This window comes from Methanobrevibacter sp. YE315, from assembly GCF_001548675.1.
In the GTDB taxonomy this organism is placed as follows: Archaea; Methanobacteriota; Methanobacteria; order Methanobacteriales; family Methanobacteriaceae; genus Methanocatella.
Window position 1 is genome coordinate 1,007,151 of record NZ_CP010834.1, and the last position, 19,495, is coordinate 1,026,645.

The 19,495-nt window shown below is 35.5% G+C and carries 17 protein-coding genes; 14 read left to right on the plus strand and 3 right to left on the minus strand.

Going from position 1 to position 19,495, the window contains the following annotated elements:
- Positions 1-44 precede the first annotated feature (44 nt).
- On the plus strand, positions 45-197 hold the full coding sequence (locus tag TL18_RS10960; RefSeq protein ID WP_156064569.1) for a zinc-ribbon domain-containing protein: 153 nt from the start codon (positions 45-47) through the stop codon (positions 195-197).
- A 146-nt stretch (positions 198-343) separates the two neighbouring features.
- Here TL18_RS10960 and sstT read toward each other — a convergent pair whose 3' ends face one another.
- Positions 344-1,594 (minus strand): serine/threonine transporter SstT, encoded by a 1,251-nt coding sequence (gene sstT, locus TL18_RS04305; protein ID WP_067041832.1) that lies wholly within the window; start codon positions 1,592-1,594, stop codon positions 344-346.
- A 485-nt stretch (positions 1,595-2,079) separates the two neighbouring features.
- On the opposite strand from sstT, the gene TL18_RS04310 reads away from it, so the two are divergent.
- A complete protein-coding gene (locus TL18_RS04310; protein ID WP_067041835.1) occupies positions 2,080-3,771 on the plus strand; it encodes an ATP-grasp domain-containing protein in 1,692 nt (563 codons plus the stop codon).
- 66 nt (positions 3,772-3,837) lie between these two features.
- Positions 3,838-5,529 (plus strand): ATP-grasp domain-containing protein, encoded by a 1,692-nt coding sequence (locus TL18_RS04315; RefSeq protein WP_067041839.1) that lies wholly within the window; start codon positions 3,838-3,840, stop codon positions 5,527-5,529.
- 42 nt (positions 5,530-5,571) lie between these two features.
- Here TL18_RS04315 and TL18_RS04320 read toward each other — a convergent pair whose 3' ends face one another.
- The gene (locus tag TL18_RS04320; RefSeq protein ID WP_067041844.1) at positions 5,572-7,281 is read right to left on the minus strand and encodes an ATP-grasp domain-containing protein; all 1,710 of its coding nucleotides are present in this window, start codon (positions 7,279-7,281) and stop codon (positions 5,572-5,574) included.
- A gap of 163 nt (positions 7,282-7,444) precedes the next feature.
- Positions 7,445-9,157 (minus strand): ATP-grasp domain-containing protein, encoded by a 1,713-nt coding sequence (locus TL18_RS04325; protein ID WP_067041846.1) that lies wholly within the window; start codon positions 9,155-9,157, stop codon positions 7,445-7,447.
- A gap of 101 nt (positions 9,158-9,258) precedes the next feature.
- On the opposite strand from TL18_RS04325, the gene TL18_RS04330 reads away from it, so the two are divergent.
- The 11 genes from TL18_RS04330 (at position 9,259) to bsh (ending at position 19,371) form a co-directional block, all read left to right on the plus strand.
- On the plus strand, positions 9,259-9,738 hold the full coding sequence (locus TL18_RS04330; protein ID WP_067041848.1) for an MGMT family protein: 480 nt from the start codon (positions 9,259-9,261) through the stop codon (positions 9,736-9,738).
- Between the two features lie 2 nt (positions 9,739-9,740).
- Positions 9,741-11,297, plus strand: a complete 1,557-nt coding sequence (locus tag TL18_RS04335; protein WP_067041850.1) for a ClC family H(+)/Cl(-) exchange transporter — start codon at positions 9,741-9,743, stop codon at positions 11,295-11,297.
- On the plus strand, positions 11,298-11,798 hold the full coding sequence (locus TL18_RS04340; protein ID WP_067041852.1) for a nitroreductase family protein: 501 nt from the start codon (positions 11,298-11,300) through the stop codon (positions 11,796-11,798).
- An 87-nt stretch (positions 11,799-11,885) separates the two neighbouring features.
- Entirely contained in the window at positions 11,886-12,620 is a 735-nt protein-coding gene (locus tag TL18_RS04345; RefSeq protein ID WP_067041855.1) for a Cna B-type domain-containing protein, read from the plus strand.
- Positions 12,621-12,791: 171 nt separating this feature from the next.
- Positions 12,792-13,763 (plus strand): methenyltetrahydromethanopterin cyclohydrolase, encoded by a 972-nt coding sequence (gene mch / locus TL18_RS04350; protein ID WP_067041858.1) that lies wholly within the window; start codon positions 12,792-12,794, stop codon positions 13,761-13,763.
- A gap of 128 nt (positions 13,764-13,891) precedes the next feature.
- On the plus strand, positions 13,892-14,608 hold the full coding sequence (locus TL18_RS04355; protein ID WP_067041862.1) for a DUF4013 domain-containing protein: 717 nt from the start codon (positions 13,892-13,894) through the stop codon (positions 14,606-14,608).
- Between the two features lie 121 nt (positions 14,609-14,729).
- Positions 14,730-15,566, plus strand: coding sequence for a DUF4013 domain-containing protein (locus tag TL18_RS04360; RefSeq protein ID WP_067041865.1), 837 nt, complete (start codon positions 14,730-14,732; stop codon positions 15,564-15,566).
- A 140-nt stretch (positions 15,567-15,706) separates the two neighbouring features.
- Positions 15,707-16,252, plus strand: coding sequence for a rubrerythrin (gene rbr, locus TL18_RS04365; RefSeq protein ID WP_067041868.1), 546 nt, complete (start codon positions 15,707-15,709; stop codon positions 16,250-16,252).
- 95 nt (positions 16,253-16,347) lie between these two features.
- The gene (gene rbr, locus TL18_RS04370; RefSeq protein WP_067041871.1) at positions 16,348-16,893 is read left to right on the plus strand and encodes a rubrerythrin; all 546 of its coding nucleotides are present in this window, start codon (positions 16,348-16,350) and stop codon (positions 16,891-16,893) included.
- Between the two features lie 78 nt (positions 16,894-16,971).
- Positions 16,972-18,381 (plus strand): nicotinate phosphoribosyltransferase, encoded by a 1,410-nt coding sequence (locus TL18_RS04375; protein ID WP_067041888.1) that lies wholly within the window; start codon positions 16,972-16,974, stop codon positions 18,379-18,381.
- Positions 18,382-18,390: 9 nt separating this feature from the next.
- On the plus strand, positions 18,391-19,371 hold the full coding sequence (bsh, locus tag TL18_RS04380) for a choloylglycine hydrolase (RefSeq protein WP_067041890.1): 981 nt from the start codon (positions 18,391-18,393) through the stop codon (positions 19,369-19,371).
- Positions 19,372-19,495 lie beyond the last annotated feature (124 nt).

A 19,495-nucleotide genomic window follows, 5' to 3' on the forward strand; every position in this document is an offset into this window, starting at 1 on the left:
ATTAACAGGATTAATACAAGATAATTGATGGGAGGAAAAGTGATATGAAGATTTGTCCAAGCTGCAGATCCGTACTTGCGGACAATGAGCCTTACTGTGAAAACTGTGGTTATGACCCTGATTTTGATGGGGGAAGCTGGCTTCCAGATAATACCTCTTTGAAAATGTCATATTATCATGGTGAACGCATTAAATAATGATGATTCTATATAATGGTGCAAGAATGCTCAGACTTATTTTAATTCGTTGATGAATTGCGCAAAGCGAGGGTGCAATATTTTTTGTTGTTTATCGGCGAATTTATAGATATTTTTTTAAATATAGGTATCAAAAAAGTTGATTTTTAATCTTTGGCAAATTCTCCCAAATAGTTAACAGGCTCTCCGTTTTTTTCCCTGTCCCGATATTCTGCTGTAGCTGAAAACAGTGCATCTCCTGATGAATTTAGGGCTGTTTCACATGAATCCTGAATAACTCCGATGATGAATCCGACTGCAACAGCCTGCATAGCTATATCATTGCTGATTCCAAACAATGAACATGCCATTGGAACCAGAAGCAGTGACCCTCCTGCAATACCTGACGCTCCACATGCACCTAAAATTGAAATTAGGCATAGTATGAGTGTCAATGGCAATGCCACCTGAATTCCTAATGTGTGGCACACGGCAAGACTCATTACAGTTATTGTTATGGCCGCTCCACCAGTATTTATTGTTGAGCCTAGAGGAATGCTGATTGAATAGAAATCCTTGTCAAGGCCTAATCTTTCACAAAGGTTCATGTTGACGGGAATGTTTGCCGCTGAACTTCTTGAGAAGAATGCTGTAAGGCCGCTTTCCTTAAGGCATGTGAACACTAAAGGATATGGATTTCGCTTTAATGTAATGAAGGTAAGCATTGGATTTACTATAAACATAACAAAAGCAATGCATCCGACTAAAAGCAGAATCAACTCGCCGTACTGTGTAAAGATTCCGATGCCGCTTTGTGAAACTGATGTGAATACTAAACCTAAGATTCCTATAGGGGCGAATTGTATTATTGACCATACTACTTTAGTAATGGCATCGGCAATGTCGCTTAAAACATCTTTGGTGGTGTCATTTGCAACACTATTTAAAGCCGCTCCTATAACAATGGACCAGAATAGGATTGATAAATAATCCCCTTCAACAAGTGAATGCAGGGGATTTTCGAATATCTTTAAAAGCATATTTGAAATAATTTCATAAAGGCCCTCAGGAGCTGCAACGCTGGCACTTGCCACGTTTGAAAGAGGTATGGATACCGGGAACAGATAACTGCCGATAATAGCCACTAGCGCCGCAAAAAAGGTACTGAAGAAATAAAGGTAAATTACAGTTTTGAATCTGGATCCGATTCCTGTCTTTGCCTTTGATATGGCTGAGGTTACCAGTACGAATACTAGAATGGGAGCAATAGCTTTAAGAGCGCTTACAAATAATGTCCCTAACAGTCCTATCGCTGACAATTTTGGTAAAAAGATTCCTAATATTGTTCCAATAATTATGCCGATAACTATTTTCAATATCAAGCTAGTTTGAGTCCATTTTTCTATTATATTTGCCATGTAAATTTTTCCTTACTTATCTGTGTTTATTTTTATTCTACATTATTTTAAATATTACTTTTTTTAGAATAATTGGATTTTGAATTCAGGCTAAATTAAATTGATTAATCTGATTGGGAAATTCATATTTTAACTGTATTCTATATTTAAGAGGAAATAATATGGGAAATATAGTTAAAAAGCCATTTACAAAACTTCCCATGAAATAACTGTCATTCAGCACGATTTGTCAAAACAAAGGAATAAAACAACCAATGGAAGTGATTATATGATTCATTGAGATGTCTATCCATCAAAAGGATTTGGATTTCTTATGCATCCTTGAAGATATGCATTTGAGTTAGTTTTAAGTAAGGGTTATGATAAAATAATTATCACTGATGATGATAAGACATTAGATTATGTCAAATCAACTCCGAAAGGTTTAAAGGACTTTGTTATATTTATTTTGCATCATACAAACTTCTGGATATGGAGGATAGAATATGAGAAATATTGTTATTGTTGATCCTGCTTCAACAGGAATTAATTTTATTCAGGATGTAATCAATAGAAACTATAATCCTATTGGTTTAGAATTAAACGTAATTGATGATGAAGAACATATGGAATATAAAAAAATGGTCAATGCGTGTATTGCTTCAATTGACGCTGATTTTGAGATGATTCAAGAAAAAGACACTTATGAAGAAACTCTTGAGATGATTAGGGAATATGACCCTTTATTGGTTATTCCCGCCGCTGAAAGAGGCGTTAGAATAGCTACCAAATTGGCAAATGATTTAGGTCTTAAATGCAATCCCATTGAAAATCTTGATGCAATAACTTATAAGGATAAGATGCAGGAAAAAATTGCTGAAAGCGGTCTTAGACATATCAGGGGCCGTGTTGTCAAGTCTGTTGAAGAAGCTATTGAATATTATGATGAATCAGGCTTCAGCGAAGTTGTTGTAAAGCCGATATATAGTGCAGGCTCTGTGGGCGTTAGAATATGCTTAAATAAAGAGGAAATGATCAATTCCCTTAATTATCTATTTAATGAAATAAACATGTATGGAGATAAGATTACAGAAATGGTTGTTCAGGAACGCATCAACGGTGAGGAATATTTTGTCAATACCGTTTCTTGTGATGGCAATCATCGTGTAACTCTTATGTGGAAGTATACTAAAGTAAAAACCGCTGAAGGAGGACATATCTACGATTCTATTGATACTGTTAATGAATTGGGTCTAGGTGAAGCGGAAATAGTTGAATATGCTTATGATGTTGCTGATGCATTGGGTATTAAGTATGGTGCAGTTCATGGTGAGTATATGGTCGATGAAAAGGGCCCTGTTTTGATTGAGGTTAACTGCCGCCCGTCTGGAGGAAACATGGATGCTGAATATCTGGATAGGATTTCCGGTCAGCATGAAACCGACAGCATTCTTGATGCTTATCTAAACCCTGAAAACTTTTTTTACGAACGTGATAGGGGATATAAGTTATATGCTCATGGGTCTTTGAAATTGTTCATTGTCCCAAAAGATATTCTTGCTGAGTCCTCTCCAATGAAATATATCAGCAATAGGCTGAAAAGCCATTACAAAACATCACAAGATATGATTGATGATAGAAAATTATTTGTCAAAACACAGGACTTTGAAACAACTGGAGGAACCGTTTATTTGGTCCATGAAGACGGCTATGTGCTCCAGCAAGACCTTAATTTCTTGCGAAGCATTGAAAGATACGCCTTTGATTTGGTTTTAAGTGAAGGTTCTGATAAAAAAATCACTATCGACGAAAATAAAGCGTTGGATGATGTTTATTCAACTTTGGATAGAGTCAAAGCTCTTGGTTCTACTCTTTTTGTTACTGAGCAAGTTTTGGATATCGAAAATGTACTGCAGGTTTCTCCTGATGACATTGATGATGTAAAGGGAGAGTTTAACTGTGTCGTCGTTAATCTGAATAAAAGTCTCCTGGATTTAAAAGATGACCTGATTGCATACCTGTTCTTAAGGATAATTGACAAGGTCAAAGTGGGAGGATTAATCTTCATTCCTGAAAGTACTTATCAATGCATTCCTCGTGGAAGAATAGGTACTGAGGCTTTAATCAAGGTACTCGATTTGAAATTGGAATTGCCACTGCATAACTTGAAAAGAATGGTTATAGCTTCAAAAAGGTAACATATTTTTCATAAATTTTATACTATAGAATTTATAAATTATATTGTATAATAAGAAGGGGTATACATGAGAAATATTGTTGTTGTGGAACCTGTATCAACAGGATTTAATTTTATTAGGGATATTGCAAATAGGAATTTTCGTCCTGTAATCTTGGATATGGACGTTTTGGATAATGAGGACAATGTAGGATATGACGCTATGTTTAAGGAGGCATATTCTAAAATTGATGTGGACTATGATTTGGTTCATGTAAAGGATACTTATGAAGAGACTCTTGAAATGATTCGTGAATATGACCCCTTACTTGTTCTTGCTGGTGCCGAATATGGTGTTATCTATGCTACCAGATTGGCAAATGATTTAGGCCTTAAATGCAATCCTATTGAAAATCTCGATGCCATGACTTTCAAGGATAAGATGCAGGAAAAAATTGCTGAAAGCGGTCTTAGGCATATCAGGGGCCGTGTTGTCAAGTCTGTTGAAGAAGCTATTGAGTATTATGATGAATCCGGCTTTGATGAAGTTGTTGTAAAGCCTGTATATAGTGCAGGATCAGTTGGTGTGAGAATATGTCTGAACAAGGAGGAAATGATTAAATCCCTTACTGAACGGTTTAACGATGTAAACATGTACGGGGAGGAGGTCACAGAAATGGTTGTTCAGGAGCGCATTAATGGTGAGGAGTATTTTGTCAATACCGTTTCATGTGATGGCAATCATCGTGTAACTCTTATGTGGAAGTACAATAAGGTTAAAACAGCCGAAGGAGGACACATTTATGATTCCATTAACACTGTTTATGAATTGGGTCTAGGTGAAGCGGAAATAGTTGAATATGCTTATGATGTTGCTGATGCATTGGGCATAAGGTATGGTCCGGTTCATGGTGAGTATATGGTTGATGAAAAAGGCCCTGTTTTGATTGAGGTTAACTGCCGTCCAGCTGGAGGAAACATGGATGCGGAGTATCTGGATAGGATTTCCGGTCAGCATGAAACCGACAGCATTCTTGATGCCTATTTGAACCCTGAAAACTTTTTTTACGAACGTGATAGGGGATATAAGTTATATGCTCATGGATCTTTGAAATTGTTCATTGTCCCAAAAGATATTCTTGCTCAGTCTTCTCCAATGAAATATATCAGTAATAGGCTAAAAAGTCATTACAAAACCACTCAGGAAATTAATGGAGATACACAACTGTTTGTAAAAACACAGGACTTCGAAACAACTGGAGGAACAGTTTATTTGGTTCATGAAGACGGCTATGTGCTCCAGAAAGACCTCGACTTTTTGAGAAGCGTTGAAAAATATGCTTTTGATTTGGTTTTAAGTGAAGGTTCTGATAAAAAAATCATTGTCGATGATGATGAAGCATTAGATGAGGTTAAATCAACTCTAGAGAGGGTTAGAGGCCTAGGGTCTACTCTTTTTGTAACTGATCAACGTTTTGATGTGGATAATGTACTGCAGGTTTCTCCTGATGACCTTGATGAGGTTAAGGGAGAGTTTAACTGTGTCGTCGTTAATCTGAATAAAAGTCTGGTTGATTTAAAAGATGACATGATTGCATACCTGTTCTTAAGGATAATTGACAGGGTCAAGGTGGGAGGAATAATTTTCATTCCCGAAAGTACTTATCAATTCATTCCTCATGGCCGTATTGGTGCTGAAGCTCTTATTAAGGTTTTCGATTTGAAATTGGAGTTGCCTTTACATAATCTGAAAAATATGGTCATCGCTTCAAAAAATTAATCTGCATGGAATAAGGTCATAAAAAAATAGAAATGATTGTAGCTATCTTTTTGATGCTACAATTGTGTTTTTAATTTTGTATGGTGGCAGTTCGATTTTAAGGTCAAGCAGTTTTATCAATGCTTCTATACCTTTTCTACCACTTTTGAAGTGTTGGTAGGTTGATTTTGGAATTATGATTGTTCCGCTTGTTTTTACTTTTTCAATGCTGCTTAATAAGATTTTTATGAGGGTTTCTGTGTTGTTTTCAACCATGCTTTCATTTAGATTAAGGATTACATAATCGAATTCGCTTCCAATATCGTTTAAGCTGTCCGGAGAGACCTGAAGTATGTCAATATCTTCGAAATATTCATCTGTTATGAAAAGTCCGGTTCCGTAGATGTCGCTTTTTTCAATTAATTGCCTGAATTTATCAATGTCAATTGGTTCATTAACTTCTCCTTTGTTGGATTCATCGCTTAAAACTAATGAAAATGCGTGTTTTTCAATGTTTCTTAAATAGTTGATGTTGTCTTGGATTACACTATAATCTTCATGAGCCAAATAAACAATGCCGCAGGAACTGTCTAAATCAATTGTTTTGAAGTATGTTTTTTTATCTGTTTCATCGAGATTGTCCATTGCAGTTTCAACATGGCTTTTTAATTTAACGCTGATGTTTTTCATCGGTGTGGATGTGGCCACCATATCCTTCGGCACGATGAATAATTTCAAAGCTCCGTAATTGTATAACTCATATTTCTTTTTAAGTTTTTCATGGAAGCGTTTCGGATTTAGATATGCATCCAATATGCTGTCTGTTTCGTGCTGTCCTGAAATCTTGTCCAGGAATTTTGCAGACATGTGCGCTCCGCATGGACGACAGTTTACTTCAATGAGGACAGGTCCCTTCTCATCAATCATGTATTCGCCGTGTACAGGCCCATATTCGATTCCAAGAGCATCTGCTACATCATAGGCGTATTCTATCATTTCAGCTTCGCCAATATTTAATTCATTTACGCTTTCAGCGGTATCGTATATTATAGCCCCGTCTGCTGTCTGTATTTTATGGTATTTCCATACTAATGTTACCCTGTGTTCTCCAGCACAGGAAACTGTATTTACAATGTATTCGTCTCCGTTGATGCGTTCCTGAACCAGAATCTCTGATAAAAGATCTCCATAGACATTGTATTCTTTAAATAATTCTTTTAGTGTGGTTATCATTTCCTCTTTGTTGGTACACATTCGGACACTTGCTGAACATGAGCTGTATATTGGTTTTAGGACGACTTGCTTTAGGTTTTCGTTATCGTAAAATTCTATTGCCTCTTCAATTGACTTAACGACCTTTCCTTTGATTGAGCGAAGGCCATATTCAGCAATTCTTTTTTGCATTTCGTCTTTATAGGTCATTGCATCGAGATTCTTTAAATCATTGCATATCAAGTTCAAGTCATTCGCCAATCTGCTTGCAAGCCTTACTCCCTTTTCGTTTCCTGGAAGAACCAAAATAGGATTGAATTTCCTGACAAGTTCAAGGGTCTCTTCATAGGTGTCCTGTTCATCAATAGAATCAAAATCATACTTAATACTTTTAAGGTCATCTTCTGATGTTTCCTTACGTGCATCTCCCCTTTCGCTATCTGCGTATTTCGGAGTGAGCACAACAGGGCGGTAGCCTCTATTGACAATATCCTCAATAAAATTAATTCCTGTAGACCTGCATTCTACAATAACAATACTTTCCCTTTTTCTGTTTAACATGATTCCTATATCTATAATATATTTAATTTAAATCTAATTATTACATTAAATATTGAGAGTATTATCTTTAATTTATTGATATGTTTACTATCTCATTGATTTATTGCAAAGATTATCTATTAGTGCAGTTAAAGGATGGTGTTAAAAAAATAGGGTATTGCAGCTATCTTTTTGATGCTACAATTGTGTTTTTGATTTTGTATGGTGGCAGTTCGATTTTAAGGTCAAGCAGTTTTATCAATGCTTCTACGCCTTTTCTTCCACTGTTGAAGTGTTGGTAGGTTGATTTTGGAATTATGATTGTTCCGCTTGTTTTTACTTTTTCAATGCTGCTTAATAAGATTTTTATGAGGGTTTCTGTGTCGTTTTTAACCATGCTTTCATTTAGATTAAGGATTACATAATCGAATTCGCTTCCAATATCGTTTAGGCTGTCCGGAGAGACCTGAAGTATGTCAATATCTTCGAAATATTCATCTGTTATGAAAAGTCCAGTTCCGTAAATGTCGCTTTTTTCAATTAATTGCCTGAATTTATCAATGTCAATTGGTTCCTTAACATCTCCCTTGTCGGATTCATCGCTTAAAACTAATGAAAATGCGTGCTTTTCAATGTTTCTTAAATAGTTGATGTTGTCTTGGATAACGCTATAATCGTCATGAACCAAATAAACAATGCCGCAGGCGCTGCTCACGTCATCTGTCTTGAAGTATGTTTTTTTATCTGTTTCATCAAGGTTGTCCATTGCAGTTTCAACATGGCTCTTTAATTCAATGCTGATGTTTTTCATCGGTGTGGATGTGGCCACCATATCCTTCGGCACGATGAAGAATTTCAAGGCTCCGTAATTGTATAACTCGTATTTCCTTTTAAGCTCTTCTTGGAATCTGGCTGGTTTAAGATATGCGTCCAGTATGCTGTCTGTTTCGTGCTGTCCTGAAATCTTGTCCAGGAATTTTGTAGACATGTGTCCTCCGCATGGGCGGCAGTTCACTTCAATGAGGACAGGTCCATTTTCATCAATCATGTATTCACCGTGCACAGGTCCGTATTCGATTCCAAGGGCATCTGCTACATCATAGGCATATTCTATCATTTCAGCTTCGCCAAGATTTAATTCATTTACGCTTTCACAGGTATCATATACCATGGCTCCGTCTGCTGTCTGTATTTTATGGTATTTCCATACTAATGTTACGCGGTGTTCTCCGGCACAGGATACTGTATTTACAATGTATTCATCCCCGACGATACGTTCCTGAACCAGAATCTCTGATAGGGCTTCTCCAAATGAATTGAATTTGTGAAATGTGTCTTTTAATGTGTTTATCATTTCTTCTTTGTTGGCACACATTCTCACGCTAGTTGAACCGGAGCTGTATTTTGGCTTCAATACGACTTGCTTTAGGTTTTCATTATCGTAAAATTCTATTGCCTCTTCAATTGACTTAACAACTTTTCCTCTGATTGAGCGAAGGCCATATTCAGCAATTCTTTTTTGCATTTCATCTTTATAGGTCATTGCATCAAGATTTTTTATATCATTGCATATCAAGTTCAAGTCATTCGCTAATCTGCTTGCAAGTCTTACTCCCTTTTCGTTTCCTGGAAGAACCAAAAGAGGATTATATTTCCTGACAAGTTCAAGGGTCTCTTCATAGGTATCCTTCTCGTCAATAAAATCAAATTTATAATTAACATGTTTAAGGTCATTTTTCGATGCTTCATCACGTGCATCGCCCCTTTCACTATCTCCATATTTTGGATTGAGTATAACTGGATAGTAGCCTCTATTGACGATATCTTCAATAAAGTTGATTCCAGTAGACCTGCATTCCACAATAATGATGTTTTTCTTATCAGCGCTGCCCAACATGATATAATATCTGTAAAATATTTAATTTAAAGTTAATCAGTAAAAATGTTTATATATTTGACTTTTTAGATTATAGGGTACTGTAAAATATAGGTGATGATATGGCCCGCAAAAGCTTTAATGAAAAATTGCAAGACTCTAAAGACATGCCGAAAATAGTCGTGATTGATGATGAAAAGTCAATTGAAAGATATGGCGGAAAAAACATGCTTATTGCGCCACCGATAGAATATAGTCAATTGATGTCTAAAATTCCTGAAGGCAAAGTGATTACAGCTGTTCAGATTAGGGAATTTCTAGCCGACAAATATAAATCTGATTTTACATGCCCAATGACTGCAGGAATTTTCATAAGCCTTTCAGCTCAGGCAAGTGATGAGAGAGATACGGGTAAGATTCCATTCTGGAGAACTTTAAAGACCGATGGGGAACTAAATCCAAAATATCCCGGTGGAATCGAATTTCAAAAAGAAAAACTTATTGGGGAAGGCCATGAAATCATTACAAAAGGCAGAAAAAATATTCGCTATTTTGTAAAGGATTTTGAAAATGATTTATATGATTTAAAACAAATTAGATAGTAATGAGATATCTTGAAAAAACTTTAAAATCTGTGGCTGAAAATCCAAAATATATTTTCCGTTTAACCGTTCAAGGAGTAATGGTCGGTATATTTGCAGGATTGATGGTATGTTTGTACCGTTTTTTACTTTATGGCTCAGAACATGTTTTAAGAGATTATCTTGCTGTAATTAATGGAAATTTAATTTATACTATTCTATTTTTTATTGCCCTTGCCATTATGGGGCTTTTGGTTGACTGGCTGACAAAATGGGAAGTCGATTCGGCCGGAAGCGGAATACCTCAAGTTTATGCAGAGATAAAGGGCCACATGGAAGCGAATTGGGCAAAAGTGCTTTTTTCAAAAATCGTATCTGGAGTTTTGACAGCTCTAGGCGGTTTATCACTGGGTCCTGAAGGTCCATCCGTTCAGATTGGTGGTATGGCCGGAAAGGGTGTTGCTAAGCTTTTCAAAGGATCCAAAACGGATGAGCTAAGATTGATTTTGGTCGGTTCTGCAGTAGGTATTACAGCTGCATTCAACGCTCCTCTTGCAGGTGTATTGTTTGTCCTTGAGGAGATTAATCATGGATTTGACAAAACCCTTGTGTTTATTGCACTTGTATCTGCCATCGTATCGGATTTCATATCAAAAATAATCTTTGGTCAATCCACTGCATTAACCTTTCCTATTCATAACATTCCTTTAGACGGCTATTGGCTGCTGATTGTTTTAGGTGTATTGATCGGTCTTTTAGGCTACATTTACAATATAGGAATGGTTAAATCAAGTGATTTCGTGAATAATCTTAAAATTCCGTCATGGCTTAAGTTCGTATTGGTATTTTTGGTTTCAGGTGTAGTAGCTCTCACCATTCCTGAAATAAGCGACGGCGGGCACTTCATGATGGACATGCTGGACATTGCAATGCCTTCACTTGGCGTTATCGTTTTCCTTTTGGTTTTAAAATACCTGTTTTCAATGTTTTCATTCTCATCAGGAGCTCCAGGAGGCATATTCTTGCCGATACTTGTATTGGGAGCATATATCGGAGCTGCATTCGGATCTGCAGTTGTGCCGATATTCGGTTTTGAGCATGATTTGATTTACAAGTTCGTTGTTATTTCAATGGCGGGATTTTTTGCCGCCACTGTAAGATCCCCTATTACAGGGGTTGTTCTGATAGCCGAGATGTGCGGCTCAACTGAGTCCTTGATAGCTATGATTATCGTATCATTGATAGCTTATGTGGTTCCGACCCTTCTTGGAAACGAACCTATTTATGAATCATTATATGACAGATTGCTTATGAATAAAAACAGGGAATTCGTTAAAAAACCATCCAAACATGTCTTATCAGAGTATTTGGTGCCTTTGGATTGCAATTACATTAATTTTAAAATTAAGGATATTCCATTTCCAAAAAATGCCATTGTAGTGTCTGTTATAAGGAATGGCAAGTATGTTATTCCTAGCGAGGATTTCCATATCAAATACGGAGACCAGATTCATATTCTGAGTGATGTCAATGACTATCCGTTTGTTCGCGAAGAGATTGAGGAGTTGTTTGGTGGTTGAATGAGTCTAATTTTTAAAAGGAAAAGCGTTCGCAAGTTCAAAGATGAGAAAGTCCCGGATGAATTGATTGAAAATCTGTTGAAGGCAGGCATGCAGGCCCCTTCTTCATGCAATTCACAACCCTGGGAGTTTATTGTTGTTTCCAAAAAGGAGGATAAGGAAGCCATTTCTAAAATGCACAGATTTGCAAAACCTGCAGCAGGTGCTTCACATTTGATTGTTACGTTGGGAAATCTTAATCAGGCAAAAGTTATAAGGATGATTGAACAGGATCTTGGAGCCTGTAATGAGAATATTCTGCTTCAGGCAACTCATGAGGGATTGGGTGCCGTTTGGTTGGGTTTTCATCCGATTGAAGATAGGACACTTAAATTGAAGGAATATCTGCAAATTCCGGATTACTGCATTCCATTTTCTGTCATATGTGTGGGATGGCCCGAAAGGCAGGGTGAAGTTAATTTAAGGTATGACAAATCAAAAGTACATTTTGACAGATTTTAATCATAATGCTGAATTTTTTTCAATAAGTTTATATAGTGTATTGTTAATATGATAATTAGCTAATATTTTTAGGAGGTGTTGTAAATCATGAATAAGAAGATATTTACAATATTATGCATTGCAATTTTCTTGATTGCATCTGTAAGTTTCATTTCAGCGGCAGAAAACTTTTCTGCTGATAGTGGATCCGTTGTTGATGCAAAATCTGTAAATGATGTTCAAACCGTATCAAAATCTAAAGACATAAAAGTTAAAATTGTTTGGGATGATTCAGGCAAAGCTAGTGATAGGCCAGCACAAGTTAAGGTCAATCTTATAAAAAATGGTGCTGTTGTCGATACTATCATTTTAAATAATGAAAACGGATGGTCCGGTGCTTTTAAAGTACAGAATGATGGAAATTATAAAGTAACTGCTGATGTATCCGGTTATTCAACCTCCATTAGTGGAAATGCAGATAACGGATTTGTAATTACAAACTGCGCTTCAGAAGCAAAATTAGGTGCTACTGGTGATAATCCTGTTGTTGAAGCAGATAATGCCACTGCAGATGACAATAATACTGCTAATGTAGAAAATACCACTGCAGACGATAACGCTACTGATGACAGTAACCAAACTGCTGATGATAACAGCACTCAACCTGACAAAAACAATACCGACGGCAATAAAAGTAATGTCCCATCTAAGGATATCAAAAAGCCTGTTAAAAAACCGGTTGTTACTAAAAAACATTTGCTTCATACTGGTCTTCCAATCGCAGCATTGGTACTTGTGCTTGTAGCTGTAGCATTTGTTCCATTTTCACGTGGGAAAAAATAACTGAATAGAAGGTAGATGATTTTTTTCATCTACAATATTTTTCTTTTTTTTTAATAATTTCAATTCTTTCTTTTTTTTAAAACTTTTTAGGCAAATATAAATAAGAATAAAAATATATTTTTATTCAGTAACTTAAAAGTTATAAGTTAGAATTATAAATGAGGTTAAACTATGGTAAGTGTAAACATTGAAGCAAAAAAAACCGTAGATGTAATGATTGAAAAAGCAGATGAATTGAACATCGCTGTTGCAACTTTAGAAAATGGTGCTACTGTTTTAGATTGTGGTGTAAACGTAGATGGAAGTTTTAAAGCAGGAGAACTTTATACTAAAGTCTGTCTTGGTGGACTTGCAGATGTTGGAATTTCAATTCCTGGAGATTTATCTGAAAAATTCGCACTTCCTTCAGTAAAGATTAAAACAGACGCCCCTTCCATTTCAACCTTAGGTTCTCAAAAAGCAGGTTGGTCTGTATCTGTAGGAGATTTCTTTGCATTAGGTTCCGGTCCTGCAAGAGCAATCGCATTAAAACCTGCTGAAACTTATGAAGAAATTGGATACGAAGACAAAGAAGCAGATTTAGCAATTTTAACTTTAGAAGCTGATGTATTGCCTGGTGAGGACGTTGCTCAATATATTGCTGATGAATGTAATGTTGATGTTAAAAATGTATACTTACTTGTAGCTCCTACTTCCTCTCTTGTCGGATCCATTCAAATTTCCGGAAGAGTTGTTGAAAACGGAACATACAAAATGTTAGAATTCATCAAGTTTGATGTTACCAAAGTAAAACATGCTGCAGGTATTGCACCAATCGCACCGGTCGACCCAGATGGATTAAAAGCAATGGGTAAAACCAACGATGCAGTATTGTTCGGTGGAAGAACTTACTACTATGTTGAATCTGAAGAAGGAGATGACATTGCTGATGTAGCAGCTCAATTACCATCCTCTGCTGCTGACGGATATGGAAAACCATTCTTCGATGTATTTAAAGAAGCAGGATTTGATTTCTACCAAATCGATAAGGGAATGTTTGCTCCTGCAGAAGTAGTAATCAATGATTTAACCACCGGTAAAATTTATAAAGAAGGATTTGTAAACGCAGATTTACTCAAAAAATCCTTTGGTGTAGATGAATAATTTTATTCATCTTTTTTCTTTTCTTTTTTTTCAATTTAACCAATTAATTTAAATAGTATTAAGTTTAATATTATCATGACACTTTAAATGGGGTGTTTTTTTATTTAAAAAATATAATAGGTGAAAAAATGAGCGTAATAGAAGTTATTTCAGATGCTATTGCATATCCGTTTTCGGATATTAAAAAATATTTAATAGTAGGAGTATTAACATTACTTGCAGGATTCTATAGTGTTCTTGGCTCCTTTGGAATTGATAATAGTATATTAATGTTACTTGCAATTCTTGTATCTATCGTTTTTGCATTAATCCTTTCAGGATACGGTCTTCAAGTTATTAAGAAAGGTATTCAACATTCAAATGAAATACCTGATATTGATCCTGTTACAAATTTAGTTGACGGAATCAAAGTATTAATCATTGGAATTGTCTACTACATTATTCCTGTCATCATTGCTATGATTTTAGGTGTATTCTCTGGATTAGTGGGTGCTGGTCTTAATCATACAGGTGTCGGAATAGGTGTAGGTACAATATTAGCAATAATAGTAGTCATCATATTTTCAATATTAGAAATTGTTGCAATTGCTAAATTCGCTGATACTGGTAATATGGGTGACGCTTTCAGCTTTGGCCAAATATTTGAAGATGCTAAAAGAATCGGAATTTTAAATATCATCCTATTCGTAATCATTGCATTAATCATTATTTTAATTTTGTCCTTTATTTTAGGTTTACTTGCAATTATTCCATATATCGGATTTATTATTGGAATGATTTTATTAGGCGGATTTATTGTATTGTTCTATAATAAAGGAATAGGTTTATTATATGCATCTGCATAGATAAATCTACTTTTTTTTCTTTTTTTATTATTTTGTCTATTTTTAGTTAACTTTATATATTTCCATGTTTAAACTTTATATGTACTTTTAAAGTATTTAATTTAAAAAAAGGTGTATAATTATGGAAATATTGGATATTATTAAAGAAGCATTCATTTTCCCATCAAAAAATTTAGATAAACTCGCGATTTACATCGTATTGTTGTTTGTCATGGGATTGTTAGTTGGAGGAGGATTTTTCACCATATTCGCTGCAATTAATGATTCTAGTTTATATTTCATTATTACTGCAATTCTTTTTATAATTGCAATTATAATTGCATTGATAATAACAGGTTATCAGATAGGCATTATTAAATCAGGTATAGACTTTGATGAAAAAGCCCCTAGCTTTGATTGGAAAAATGATTTGATCACTGGTATTAAAATGATTATCGTGAGCATTGTATACATGATTATTCCAGCTATAATCGTTGGAATCATTGCATTGATTACAAATGTTCCTGGAAATATTATGAACTTTATTCAAGAAGCTACTGTGACTTCTGCAAATGCAACAGCAATTGCAAATTCATCTGCTCCGGCACTATCTTCCATTTCTAGTGCTACTCAATCTGCATTAATCACTTCATTTACTATTACTGCAATTATTGGTATTATTGTATTTATCATATTCGCATTCCTCCAGACCATGGGCGAAGCAAGACTGGCAAATACAGGCAGTTTAGGCGAAGCGATAAATATTCCTGAAGCTGCAAGGGACATCTCAAGAATAGGTGTCGGCAAAGTGATTGGTGTAATTCTTTTTTCAATAATTGTCGTGGCTGTAATTGAAACTATTTTAGGAGCAATATACGGTAAAATTCCGGAATTGTCAATTCTTTCCATTGTAGTGACTCCATACTTTGCATTCTTTACCCAAAGAGTTACCGGGTTACTATATTCTGATATAGCTTAAGATTTTAAGCTATTCTTTTTTTCTTTTTTTTTAAATATTTTAAAAAATTTTTTAAATGATAATTGCTATATATAATATTATTCTATATTAGAATGAATATTCAACATTTTAGTTGAGTTATTTTAATGGAGATGTATATTATGTCTGATTTAAAAGGTACAAAAACTGAAGCAAACTTACAAGCAGCTTTTGCTGGTGAGTCCCAAGCACATACCAAATACCAATATTTTGCTGCTAAAGCAAAAGAAGAAGGCTACGTTCAAATCCATGATATTTTCATGGAAACTTCCAAAAACGAAAGAGAACACGCTAAAATTTGGTTTAAAATTTTACACGATGATGATATTCCTGACACAGTAGCTAACCTCAACGCAGCTGCTGACGGTGAAAACGAAGAATGGACTTCAATGTACAAAGAATTCGCTGAAACCGCTAAAGAAGAAGGTTTCCCAATGATTGCATTCTTATTTGAAAAAGTAGGAGCAATCGAAAAAGAACACGAAGAAAGATACAGAACATTACTCGCTAATGTTGAAAACGATGCAGTATTTAACAAAGAAGCAGACATTGAATGGAAATGTGAAAACTGTGGATTTGTATTCTCAGGCCCTAACGCACCTGAAAAATGTCCTGTATGCGGACTTCCAAAAGCACACTTTGAAGAAAGAGCTACCAACTTTAAATAAGCTCTCTACTTTTTTTATTTTTTTTTTAGTTACTGAATGATTACCAAATATTTATATATGATTATTTTAAATTGTAATCTACGGAGATGAATAAAATGGCAGATTTAAAAGGAACTAAAACCGAAGAAAATTTGAAAGCGGCTCTCGCTGGAGAATCCCAAGCACGTGTAAAATATGAATTTTACGCATCTCAAGCTAAAAAAGATGGTTATGTGGAAATCAAAGACATTTTCCAAGAATCATCTGACAATGAAAAAGAACATGCAAAAATCTGGTTCAAACTCTTGAATGGCGGCAAAGTACCTGATACTGAAAGCAACCTTGCTGATGCAGCTGCCGGTGAACATGAAGAATGGACTTCAATGTACAAAGAATTCGCGGAAACCGCACGTGAAGAAGGATTCGATGACATCGCAGACTTGTTCGATGCAGCAGGAGCTACCGAAAAAGCACACGAAGACAGATACAACGCTTTATCAGATAAGATCAAAGCAGGTAAAGTATTCAAGAAAGATGAAGAAATTGCATGGAAATGTAATAACTGTGGATACATCCATTATGGAACCGATGCTCCAGAAGTATGTCCGTTATGCGATCACCCACAAGCTCACTTCAGAAAACAAGATACTAGCTATATCTAGATCTTTTTTCCTTTTTTCTTTTTTTTAGTAAAATATATATTATATAACAATCTAATAACTATCTTAAAAAGTGATATTATGATTGAAAATAATATTTGTCTTTTAACAGATAGTTATAAGGTAACCCATCACTATTTCTACCCTAAAGGAACCGAAAAAATCTATTCGTACCTTGAAAGTAGAGTGGGTGCTGAGTTCAACAAGACTATTTTTTATGGACTTCAGTATATAATAAAGAAATATTTGGAAGGTCCGGTCTTAAGCCAGGAAAAGATAGATGAAGCGGATGAACTAATATCTGCCCATATCGGCGAAGGCATTTTCAACAGAAAAGGCTGGCAATACATTTTAGACGAGCATGACGGTTATCTGCCGATTGAAATAAAGGCGGTTGCTGAAGGAACACCGGTTGGAGTGGGCAATGTATTGATGACAGTTGAAAACACTGATAAAAAGTCATTCTGGCTTGTGAATTATTTGGAATCTCTTTTACTTCAAGTATGGTATCCATCAACCGTTGCAACATTGTCAGCAGAGGTCAGAAAGCTTGCAAACTTCTATCTTGAAGTCACAGGTTCTGCCAAGGATAACCTTGACTTTATGCTTCATGATTTCGGATATCGTGGAGCCACATCAACAGAATCATCAATGCTTTCAGGATCCGCTCATCTTTTAAGCTTTTCAGGAACTGACACAATTCCTGCACTGACAATACCAGAAAACTACTACAATGACTCAAACCTCTATGGATTTTCCGTTCAGGCTACAGAACATAGCGTAATGACTTCATTAGGTCCTGAAGGTGAAATAGACCAAATTCTGAATGTCATTGACAAGGCCAAAAATGGAATATTGTCAATGGTTATCGATTCATACAACTACAGGAACTTCCTTACTGAAGCGGGAAGCCCGGACAGCAGACTGAACAGGGCAATCAATGATTTTTTAGCAATTGAAGGAAACAAGGTCGTGTTCAGACCGGACAGCGGAGAGCCTGTTTCTACAACAATAGACTGTTTGAACATATTGGAAAAAGGTTTCGGCTCTTACTTGACCGATAAGGGCTATAAGGTATTCGATTCAAATATCGGGCTTTTGTGGGGTGACGGTTTGAACTATCAGAAAATACGTGACATACTCTTTGCAATGAAGTCCAACGGCTGGGCGGCTCAAAACATTATCTTCGGTATGGGCGGTGGCCTGCACACTGCAGTCAATCGTGATACCCAGAGAAATGCATTCAAGTGTTCCGCCCAATTGCGTGACGGCGAATGGTTTGACATATTCAAAAACCCGCTTGATTCAAGTAAAAAATCCAAAACAGGAAGATTCAAACTGGTCTGTGAAAACAATTCATTCAGGACAGTTCCGATTGACAGCGAAGGTGATGATTTGCTTCGCACAGTTTTCAAAAACGGTGAATTGGTGGTTGAAGATAAGTTTTCTGATGTAAAGTCAAGAGCACAAAATTATTCAAATTTTTTATGAGGTGGTAAGATGTGTACAGCAAGTAATTATATAACCGAAAACCATTATTTCGGCAGAAATTTTGATTATGAAATTTCATATAACGAGAGGGTTACAATAACTCCCAGAAACTATGAATTCAAATTTAGGAAAATAGATGATATCAAATCCCATTTTGCAATAATAGGTATTGCTGCAGGTGTTGACGGATATCCATTATATTATGATGCATGCAATGAAAAAGGATTAGCTATTGCCGGGCTGAACTTTGCAGGTAATGCAGTATATAATGAATTTAAAGAAGGCATGGTCAATATAACTCCTTTTGAATTAATTCCATATATACTCGGTTGTGCCGCAAGTGTCAGTGAAGCCCGTAAATTGTTTGAGAAAATCAATCTGGTAAATATCAATTTTGCAGATGAGCTCCCGCTTTCCCCGCTCCATTGGATGCTTTCCGATAATAGCGGCGAATCAATTGTTGTTGAACCGTTGAGTGATGGGTTGAAAATTTATGATAATCCTGTTGGAGTTTTGACAAACAATCCTCCATTTGATAAGCAATTGTTCTATCTAAATAATTATAGAAGTCTGTCTACAAAAAATCCTGAAAATACCTTTTCAAGTGATATTGATTTGGATGAATACTCAAGGGGAATGGGTGCAATAGGACTTCCTGGTGATTTGTCTTCATCTTCAAGATTTGCAAAAGTTGCATTTACACGTGCAAATTCATACTCTGATATGGATGAAGTCAGTAGCGTTGGACAGTTTTTCCATATTTTGGGATCTGTCGAACAGCAGAACGGATGCACTTTTATTGATGATCCGAATTTGTTTGAATATACAATATACTCTTCATGCTACAATACAAATGATGGAGTGCTGTATTATAGGACATATAAAAATTCCCAAATCACAGCCGTCAAATTGGGCAGTGAAGATTTGGATTCTAAAGATTTGATCAATTATACCCTAATTAATGAAGAGCAGATTAACTTCATTAATTAAATTCTTTTTTTTATTTTTTTTTCATAAATATATATTGTACTTCCTAAAACCATCTATTATTTATATTATATTTGCTCAAAATAATAATATCCTATATAATTTAATAATAATTGTTTAAAATGAG